We start from the raw sequence: 9396 nt of genomic DNA on the forward strand, positions 1-9396 counted from the left end.
ATAAACCCCTTCCAATGCCTGCGAGGTTAGCTTAAGGATTCGGTAGAAGGTCCCCTATGATCCCTCTGTAGCGAGATCAATTCACCCAAAATTGGATCCCCCGCTTCCTGGTGCCTGGGAATTCGGCTCGTGATGATTGCACCGGAAATGGACATGCTGACAAGTTAACTATCAATCGCTTACATACCAATCAAATGAACGGACAAATGATGAAATCAGTTACAGCAAAGTCAAAATCGTTACGGCAAAGATTACAAAGTTGTTACTAAGTTCGTACTCGGATTATTTTAACAGAGGATTTATACTTTGGCAAATGGTTAACATCCAATTTACAACAAAAACCCCGCCTCTTTTCAACAGAAAGAGACGGGGTTCTTCTTTTATCAGCGGGTTAAAGTGATGACAAAAATTTAACTATTCAGAAATATTTTTTTTCGGGCGGTTCATTTGCTGATGCCACAGATCATACTGAGAGGAGATATTCCATAATTTAAAGATACAGCTGACCATATGATAGCCCTGTTGGATAATCAGGGTGGTAAGCCCTGCCCAGATGAGGGAGACGCTGCTGGTAATGCCGTACAAGATCAGGCTGACCGCGCCCAGCAGAACGGAAATGCCGATGACCGGCAGCACGCTTCGCAGGCAGATCCAGAGCGAGGTGAACATGCTGGTTCCGCCTGTTTTGCCGAACTGCATGAACAGAATCATCTGATGGACGATGTAGCAGTACAGAAGCCAGACCGCCATGTACGGGATGCAGAGAAGCAGCTGGGTATGGTTTTGGATCGCACTGAGCAGGATCGGATACATCTTCGGGACCATCCAGTATAACGGAGCGGCGATAAGCACCCATTCGATCAGGTGAAAAAGAAACACTGTTTTGCCGTGCAGCTTCATGCCCTGGAAGAAAAACAGTCCCCGGTCCCCCTGATGCTCCCGGTGCAGGCCGTAGAAGATGCCCGCGTGGATGAAAGGAGTCAAGAGCATGCGGAGGGCGATCATCCCCAGCAGGACCCACAGGTAGGTGTGCACGGTGCTGCTTTGGGTCAGGCTCATTTGCCCCTCCACGTAATAGAGGATCTGGCTGAGTTCGGTCGGCGGGGGATCGGGATACCGCATCAGCAGCGGCACGACCGCCGAATCGATCAGACGGTACAGGAAGTAGCCCCAGAGCAGCTGGTACAGGAACATGATGATCATGACATAAAATTGGTCTTTGACACTTTTCCAACCGTTGACAATATAGGATTTCACTGCTCTCACCTCACCAGGACAGACTTCCAAGCAGGGTCTCAATCAGCTTGGTAATGCTCACGTTCCAGCGGAGGAGCACCTTATGATCCATGTCCGCTTTTAGGTAGTTGTTCACATGTTTGTTTTCCAGCACGATCGTATAGCCGGGGTCGATCATGGCCCAGGCCAGCGGGGAGCTGTACGTCAGCTTGAACTGGGTGCTCGCGTTCTTCACGTCCCAAACCTTCTTGATCTGATGCCCGTCCGTAAACGTGAACAGGATCGGCACCTGGGGCAAATCGCCGCCCTTTTTGCTTACCTTCACCAAAGAGTCGTACCGGGGCTGCGCCGCCTCCTTATCCTTTTGCACCGTAATCTCGTCGACCGAAAAATCGGCCATCTGGCTGCCGTATACATATTGATCGAAGAAGGTCTGCCACGATTTGCGGGTCACCTGTTCGACCACCTTTTGAAAATCAGCCGTGTTAGGATGTTCGAATCGGTATGTTATCGCATAAGTGGACATGATTTTCTTCATGGTCTGAGTGCCGGTCAGCGCCTCCATTTCTTTCAGGACTAACTTGCCGCGGTAATACACGTTCAGGGCATATTGATTCTGCGACGTATATTTCCAGGAGTCCTGGGTCAGTGGCGCAGGCGAAGCGATGAGCGAGGACTGGATCGGCAGATTGGGAATAACGCCGTATTCCTGCTCCATCAGCTTATCCTCGGCATAGGAGGTGAAGCCTTCGTCCAGCCAGGCCTCCTCGAACTCGTTGCTGGCGACCATGCCGTAGAAGTACTGATGGCCGATTTCGTGGATGACAGTCCGCTCAAGGTCGTAACCCGGGGAGTCGTCCTTGGCCCCAAAGGCCGTGATCAGCGTCGGGTATTCCATACCGCCGGCTCCGTTGCCCGCTTCGGGCGGAACAACGATGGACAGGGTGGAGTACGGATACTTCCCGTACCATTTGCTGAAATATTTCAGAGCGGCTTTGGCGGCATAGAAATAGCGCTCTTTCAAATCCTTGTGGGCCGGGTCGAGATATAACTTGATCCGGACCCCGGGCACCTCCGCTGAAGAGAACGGCTCCTCGGCGACGATAAAGTCGGGGGACGCGGCCCAGGCAAAGTCATGCACGTCGTCGGCATAGAACTGGTAGATCTTCTCGCCGTTCTTGATCTGTGCGGTCTGTACGGGGAAACCGGTTGCGGCTACCGTGTAGCTCTTGGGTACGTGTATGCGGACGCTATAAATGCCGAAATCGGAGTAAAATTCGGAATTGCCGTGGTACTGGTGCAGGTCCCAGCCCTCGCTCGTCCGGCCGCGCGTTCCGACGGGCTCGTAGACGGCAATTTTGGGGAACCATTGCCCGGCCATGACAAAGTTGCCGGCGATCCCCATACGGGCGAAGATTTTGGGCAGGTGAACTTCAAATTGCATGGACAGCGTAATGCTTTCACCTGCTTTTACCGGCCGTGGCAGACGCACCTTTATCAAGGTCTTGTCCTTTGTATTGCCGTCATCCGGCTGCACATATTGGATCCGGTGCATCAGCGACAGACCGTCGGCGGTCTTCATCGAGGTCAGCGTCATGGACCCAAAGCCATCCGCAGGCATCGTGTCATTGCGCAGCTTTCCGCCGGATTCCTTCATAAACGTCGTATCCATAGAAGCGAAAGCGTTCGGATAGAGATGAAAATACAGCTCGTTCACCGTTTTTTTGCCGGGGTGAGTCCAGGTCAAGGTCTGGGTTCCATTAATCACCCGGCTGTCCGGATCGAGGGTCGTATCGATGTGATATTCCACCACCCGATTGCTGAGCACCTCTGCGGTCGGCTGCTGGACGCTCTCCATCTGGGACGGAGGCTTAGAAGCCGCCTGGGGCTTGGCCTTATCCGGAGCGTAGGAAGGCATGGACTCGGGCGAATCCTTAAAGATGAACCACAGTGTTCCCGTAATCAGGAGTACAAGAACGAGAAAGGATAAAAAGACGAGTTTAGCGCGTGCTGGGGCCATATACGAATACCTCCCGTTGACAAGCATCTACAGCATGTATATGTTGGCTTTCCAGCGATTATTAGTTAAAATAAAATTAAGTTGGACGGGTATCCACAAATGGCGGAGGCGCTGCGCAGCGTTTCTGTTTTCAAATAGGAGGAACATCAAAAATGGACAACAAGGAACAGGTAGGCAAGAAGCCCATCGCGCTGAACATCGTCAGCGGCAAGAGCAAGCACAAGATGGGATTTGGGGCAGGCTCCATCGATCTGAACAACATTTCTCCGGTTATTATCGACCGCGGCGAAGCCGTTATCGATATCGGAGCGATGCATGCCAAGAGCAAACCGGAGCGCCGGATCCGCTTTACGGCGAACCGGGAAGAAGTTCCGAACGGACGCCAGGTGTGGATCGTTTGGGTAGCGGTGGACCGGAATGAGGATGGACAATTCTACGGCGGTGCCACAGCTAGCGAAATGTGGATCGATGAAGAAGAGAGACGAGGCTGGAAAGTTCTTGCCGATCACGTGAACCGGATGGATGCCGCACTGAAAAGGAAGTTCATGCTGGACGAATTGGGATCGGAAGAAAAGACGCTGCTGAAGAACCTGCTCGTGTCGCATAATGAACAATGGTGGGAAGCTTCGCCGGATGAGCTGAAGAAGGCGCTGGAAGTATAGCGTAAATCGCTTGCTTTCCTTGTCCTATGAACAAAAGGACCTGGTTCCTGCGGACGAATGTATCGTAATCGTCAGCAGGGCCAGGTCTTTTTTTGCGTGAAGGGACAGGTAATCGTATACAGTACGGAATTAACCCCTTAGCGAGAAAGGCAGCGGCTCAGGGGCTTTGACCGACACGTATGGATGGCCGTCAATATAAAACCGCCATGGCTTCTGGGCGTACTCCTCCGCGTAATCAATATTAATGCGGGGAGACTGGACGATCGGGAGCTCATCGGCCCGGTCGCCAGACTCAAGTCGCAGCGGGCTGTCCGCATGACGGAGCGTGCAGCCGTTCAGGCTGCGGTCGATCCGCAGCGCGCGGCACAGCTTGCCGGGGCCGTTGCACAAGTTGGCGGCTTTGCCGGAGACGCTGCCCCGATACCGGCGCATCAGCTCGGCGTCACGCTCAGTTAGCGGCTCTACCGCCCGGATGAGTATGGCCTGCGGATCATCCGCGTCGCCGACGACAACGTTGACGCAGTGGTACATGCCGTAGATCAAATACACGTAGGCCAACCCTCCGGCGGCGAACATCGTCTCGGTTCGCGCGGTGCGCCGGTTACCGTAGGCATGGCTTCCTTTATCTTCGGCGCCGCCGTAGCTCTCGGTCTCCACGATCCGGCAGCGGATTTCCCCGTCTTCGGTCTCCCGGACCAGCGTCTGGCCGAGCAGGCGGGGCGCGGCTTCCAGCGCGGTCATAGCGAGAAGCGATGGGGAGATCAGCTGTCCGCGCTCGTTACCCGGGTTCATCATCAGGATCACCTCGTTAGGTTGATAGTCTTCAAGGAGAACACATCCATCCCCGTTTTCTTTTACCTACTATATAACCCGAATCCGTGGCGGAAGGCAAAAAATAACCCCGCAAAGAAGCAGGGGCTTGGCTCAGTGTTAAATATGAGGCGGCCCCTGGAACCTATGGGTAATGCAAAAAAAGGGAGCGGCTGTTCCGACTCCCCTTTTGCTTTGAGGTTGGCCAACTTATTCTGGTCGCCGTAGCTTAATAGGGCGCTGCGTTTAATCGGTCAGCCACCGCTTAAAGTCGGACCACCAGGAATGCTCTTCGGCCTTGTTTGTCACATCCGGCTTTTCCTTCTCCCCGCCGTGAAGCGAGCAGTATTCGGTCGGTTCGGTTCCGGCCATGAATACCTCGAGCTTCTTATGTGGACAATCGGCCGTGGCGAGTTTGCCGGACTCTTCGTCTATGTAGACGCTGACGACGCCGCTCGGGATGGTGAAAATTTTGGGCGGAACGTTCTCCAGCGCCTTCTCGGTATACTGGGCAAAAATGGGCGCTGCCCGGTGGGCGTCTGTCGTCGTTATCGTCTTGCCTTTGTCAAAACCGACCCAGACGGCCGTGGCGAGCTCCGGCGTATATCCGACCAGCCAGGCGTCCGTGTCGGTCGTCCCGGTTTTCCCGGCTACGGGACGCTTCATAATGGAGGATACGCGGTTACCGGTCCCGCCGGATTCAAATACGCTCTCCATTAAGTGCGTCAGCACGTAAGCCGCCGCCGGATCGACGACCTGTTCGCCTGCGGGCTTCGGAGCCTCGTAGATCACCTCCCCGGCGGCATCGGTGATCTTCAGCACGGCGACCGGCGGGATCCGGTTGCCGTTGTTGCCGATGACCGCAAAGGCGGAAGCCATCTCGAACGGGCTGACCGGTGAAGTCCCGAGCGCCAGGGAGGGGACGGACTCGAGCGGGCTGACGATGCCGAGCTTGCGTGCTGTGGCGATCACGCTATCCGATCCGATCTTCAGCATCGTATTGACCGCATAGATGTTGTCCGAGGCGGCGATGGCCTGCTCCATATTAATCTCGCCCAAATATTTGTCTCCATAATTGCTGGGCTGGTACGTTTTCCGGTTGTTATCGTAGTGAAACAAGGTCGGCTCGCTGTTAAACGTCGTAAGACCCGTCATCGTCTTTGAGGACAATGCGGTTAAATACATAATCGGCTTGAAAGAGGAGCCGGGCTGGCGCGTCTTGACCAGCGCATGGTTGTACTGGCTCTCCTTGTAGTTCGTGCCGCCGACCATCGCCTTGACATAGCCGCTGCGGGGGTCGATCGATACGAGCGCGGTCTCCAGGTCACTGGCGGAATCCATGCCTTTGGCCACCGCTTCTTCGGCTGCAGCCTGGGCATGCGGGTCGAGCGTGGTATAAATGTTCAGACCGCCATGATCAAGCATGTCCTCGCTGATGCCGAGCTGGCTGGTCACCAGATTTTTCACATAATCCCGGAAGTACGGCGCCTTCAGGTTGGATTTCTGCTGTCCCTGCGGTTTGATGGCCAGCTTCTCGGCTGCAGCCTCGTCCGCTTCCGTCTGGGTGATATCGCCGGTCGCCACCATGGTGCCAAGGACGATTCTTTGCCGCTTCTTGGCGTTATCCAAATGGGCGTAGGGCGAGTAATAGGTCGGTCCCTTGGGAATCCCGGCCAGCATCGCGCTTTCCGCCAGATCTAACTCCTTGGCCGGCTTGCCGAAATACATCCGGGAAGCCGCCTCGATGCCGTAAGCGCCGTGCCCGTAGTAAATTTCGTTCAGGTACATTTGAAGAATTTCGTCCTTGGTATACTTCATCTCCAGCTGAGCGGTGTACATGGCTTCCTTGATTTTGCGGGACCATGTTTTTTCATGGGATAAATATAGATTGCGGGCAAGCTGCTGCGTCAGGGTGCTTGCGCCCTGAACCCGGGCCATATGCTCCAGGTTGACGAGCGCCGCGCGTCCCATGCCTTCCAGGTCAAACCCGAAATGATCGTAGAACTTGCGGTCCTCCACCGACAAGGTCGCCTTCACGAGCAGCGGCGAAATTTGATCGAGCTTGATGGGTTCGTAGCTGCGCCCGCTGGCCGAAAACGTGGCGATGATGCCGCCTTGACTGTCCAGAAGACGCGAATTGCGGTCCGTATCGGCAAGCGGAAGGTTTTTTTGATACAGCCAGCCGAGCAGAATACCTCCCGCGATCAGAAGGAGGATGACCATGCCGGTGAAGAGCTTTAGCATCAACAGGAACCGGTTTTTCCGTTTGGGCCGCCGCGTGAATAGGTTCGCCATGTACTGTAGCCCCTTTCCTTACCTAAGAGAATGGAATGTATAGCTTTTCAGTGGAACTGAACAATCTATTATCGTAAACTACCGCTAGCGCGCGGTCTGTCTTCTGTGAAAAAGCTACGTCGAAGGACGTTTTTCTCATACCTTCATTATGGGAAATGCAGGCAGCAGATATTCACGCCGGGACCGGGATCCGCGGGAAAAGCGTTCCGCCTCTCTGTTCTGCAATGCAAAGGATCTCCGGAGGGATGAAAAACCCGTGCTGACGCGGCTTTAGGCAGGGACTGAAGCACCAGGAAAGTGATTCTTTACACGAATTTCTTCTATCGCGTATAATTCAAAGGATGTGTTTATACATTCGCAGTTTGGTACAATAAAGAAGATGTACGTGCGCTTCGAAAACACGCGGCAGGGATTCGGCGGAAGGTCGGCTTGGAACAGCTCGAAACAGCCTGAGACGTTCAGCCGTACGGTTGGACAATCCCTCCTTTATTCTGGAAAGAAAGAAGGTAATGACGATGGAATTGTGGTTCACTGAGAAACAGACACCCGCATTCGGTATTACTGCCAAAATCAAACAAACGTACGTGAACGAAAAGACCGATTTTCAGGATCTGGCCATGGTGGAGACTGAAGAATTTGGAAATATGCTGCTGCTTGACGGAATGGTCATGACGACCGAGAGGGATGAATTCGTATACCATGAAATGGTGGCGCATCCGGTGCTGAATACGCATCCGAATCCGAAGCACGTCCTCGTGGTAGGCGGCGGAGACGGCGGCGTGATCCGCGAAATCATCAAGCATCCGAAAGTGGAAAAGGCCGTGCTCGTCGACATCGACGGCAAAGTCATCGAATACTCGAAGAAATACCTGCCGTCCATCGCGGGCAAACTGGAAGATCCGAAGGTGGAAGTGCTGGTGAACGACGGCTTCATGCACATTCACGAGCATAAGAACGAATACGACGTCATCATGGTCGACTCCACGGAGCCTGTGGGCCCGGCTGCGCCTCTGTTTGAGCGCGGCTTCTACCAAGGCATCTATGAAGCGCTGAAGGATGACGGCATTTTCGTGGCGCAGACGGACAACCCTTGGTTCAAGGCTGATTTGATCCAAAAGGTGAACAAGGACGTGAAGGAAATTTTCCCGATCGTGCGCGTCTATGCGGCGAACATCCCGACATACCCAAGCGGCTTGTGGACATTTACGATGGGCAGCAAAAAATACGATCCGCTTGAAGTGGACGAGTCGCAAATTCCGGAGATGGACACGAAGTACTATACGCCTCGCCTGCACAAGGCGGCTTTCGTACTGCCTAAATTTGTGGAAGATCTGACGAAATAGGGGGAGGCAACATCATGAAACTAGACCAAGCTTATTCGGGCAACGTATTCATTTGCAGCTCGGACGATTACGAAAACGCCAAGGCGGTCATTTACGGCATGCCGATGGACTACACGGTCAGCTTCCGTCCGGGTTCCCGGTTCGGTCCGGCTCACATCCGCCAGGCTTCCGTGGGTCTGGAGGAATACAGCCCTTACTTGGATAAAAGCATTCTGGATCTCAAATACTTCGACGCCGGCGATCTTCTGCTTCCGTTCGGCAATGCAGGACGCAGTCTCGAAGTTATCGGCGAGTACGTGGGCAAACTGCTCGGCGACGATAAATTTCCGATCGGACTCGGCGGCGAGCACTTGGTGACCTGGCCGGTCATCCAGCAAATGTACGCGAAGTATCCGGACCTGATCCTGATCCATATCGACGCGCATGCGGACCTTCGCGAGCAGTACGAGGGCGAGCCGCTGTCGCACTCGACGCCGGTCCGCAAAGCGGCCGGGCTGATGGGCGGCAAGAATATCTACCAATTCGGCATCCGCTCCGGTTCGCGCGAGGAGTTCCAGTACGCCCGCGAAAATATTAACTTCTACCCGTTTGACGTGGCGGCTCCGCTTCGGGAAGCCCTGCCGCAAATGGGCAATCGTCCCGTGTACGTCACGATCGACATCGACGTGCTCGATCCGTCGGCGGCGCCGGGAACGGGGACCGCGGAAGCGGGCGGCATCACTTCCAAGGAATTGCTGGAGGCAGTGCACCTGATCGCCAATTCCGAAGTCAACGTGGTGGGCTGCGACTTGGTGGAAGTGGCGCCGGTCTACGACCATTCGGAGCAGACCCAGATCGTAGCGGCGAAGCTGATTCGCGAAATGCTGCTCGGTTTTGTTAAATAAAACGAACGCAAAGAAGCACCCGATTACTGATATTATCCCCTTCGAGTAGACAAGTGCTAAGAAAGCGCACTAAAGTTTACTTGGAGGGGATTTTTCATGGGCGAAATTCGGAAGACATATTCCGTTGAGTTTAAGCAAAAGGCAGT

7 protein-coding genes and 1 riboswitch are annotated in these 9396 nt (G+C 54.3%); of the genes, 3 read left to right on the forward strand and 4 right to left on the reverse strand.

Annotation, left to right across the window (positions count from 1 at the left end; genetic code table 11):
- Positions 1–138, reverse strand: a riboswitch (cyclic di-AMP (ydaO/yuaA leader).
- Between the two features lie 276 nt (positions 139–414).
- Positions 415–1257 carry a hypothetical protein gene (locus CJP46_RS35800; RefSeq protein WP_094600347.1) on the reverse strand — a complete coding sequence of 281 codons (843 nt, stop codon included), beginning with the start codon at positions 1255–1257 and terminating at the stop codon, positions 415–417.
- A 10-nt stretch (positions 1258–1267) separates the two neighbouring features.
- Positions 1268–3256, reverse strand: a complete 1989-nt coding sequence (locus CJP46_RS35805; protein WP_094600348.1) for a M1 family metallopeptidase — start codon at positions 3254–3256, stop codon at positions 1268–1270.
- A 152-nt stretch (positions 3257–3408) separates the two neighbouring features.
- On the opposite strand from CJP46_RS35805, the gene CJP46_RS35810 reads away from it, so the two are divergent.
- On the forward strand, positions 3409–3918 hold the full coding sequence (locus CJP46_RS35810) for a YwhD family protein (RefSeq protein WP_094600349.1): 510 nt from the start codon (positions 3409–3411) through the stop codon (positions 3916–3918).
- 129 nt (positions 3919–4047) lie between these two features.
- Here the strand turns inward: CJP46_RS35810 and CJP46_RS35815 are convergent, their stop codons facing one another.
- Positions 4048–4713 carry a DNA-3-methyladenine glycosylase gene (locus CJP46_RS35815; RefSeq protein ID WP_094600350.1) on the reverse strand — a complete coding sequence of 222 codons (666 nt, stop codon included), beginning with the start codon at positions 4711–4713 and terminating at the stop codon, positions 4048–4050.
- 261 nt (positions 4714–4974) lie between these two features.
- Positions 4975–7023 carry a transglycosylase domain-containing protein gene (locus CJP46_RS35820; protein WP_094600351.1) on the reverse strand — a complete coding sequence of 683 codons (2049 nt, stop codon included), beginning with the start codon at positions 7021–7023 and terminating at the stop codon, positions 4975–4977.
- Between the two features lie 515 nt (positions 7024–7538).
- Here CJP46_RS35820 and speE point away from each other — a divergent pair.
- Complete coding sequence (speE, locus tag CJP46_RS35825; protein WP_094600352.1) at positions 7539–8366, forward strand: polyamine aminopropyltransferase; 828 nt, start codon at positions 7539–7541, stop codon at positions 8364–8366.
- Between the two features lie 14 nt (positions 8367–8380).
- A complete protein-coding gene (speB, locus tag CJP46_RS35830; protein ID WP_094600353.1) occupies positions 8381–9250 on the forward strand; it encodes an agmatinase in 870 nt (289 codons plus the stop codon).
- The last annotated feature ends 146 nt before the right edge of the window (positions 9251–9396 follow it).

This window comes from Paenibacillus sp. XY044, from assembly GCF_002257645.1.
Classification (GTDB): domain Bacteria; phylum Bacillota; class Bacilli; order Paenibacillales; family Paenibacillaceae; genus Paenibacillus_AQ.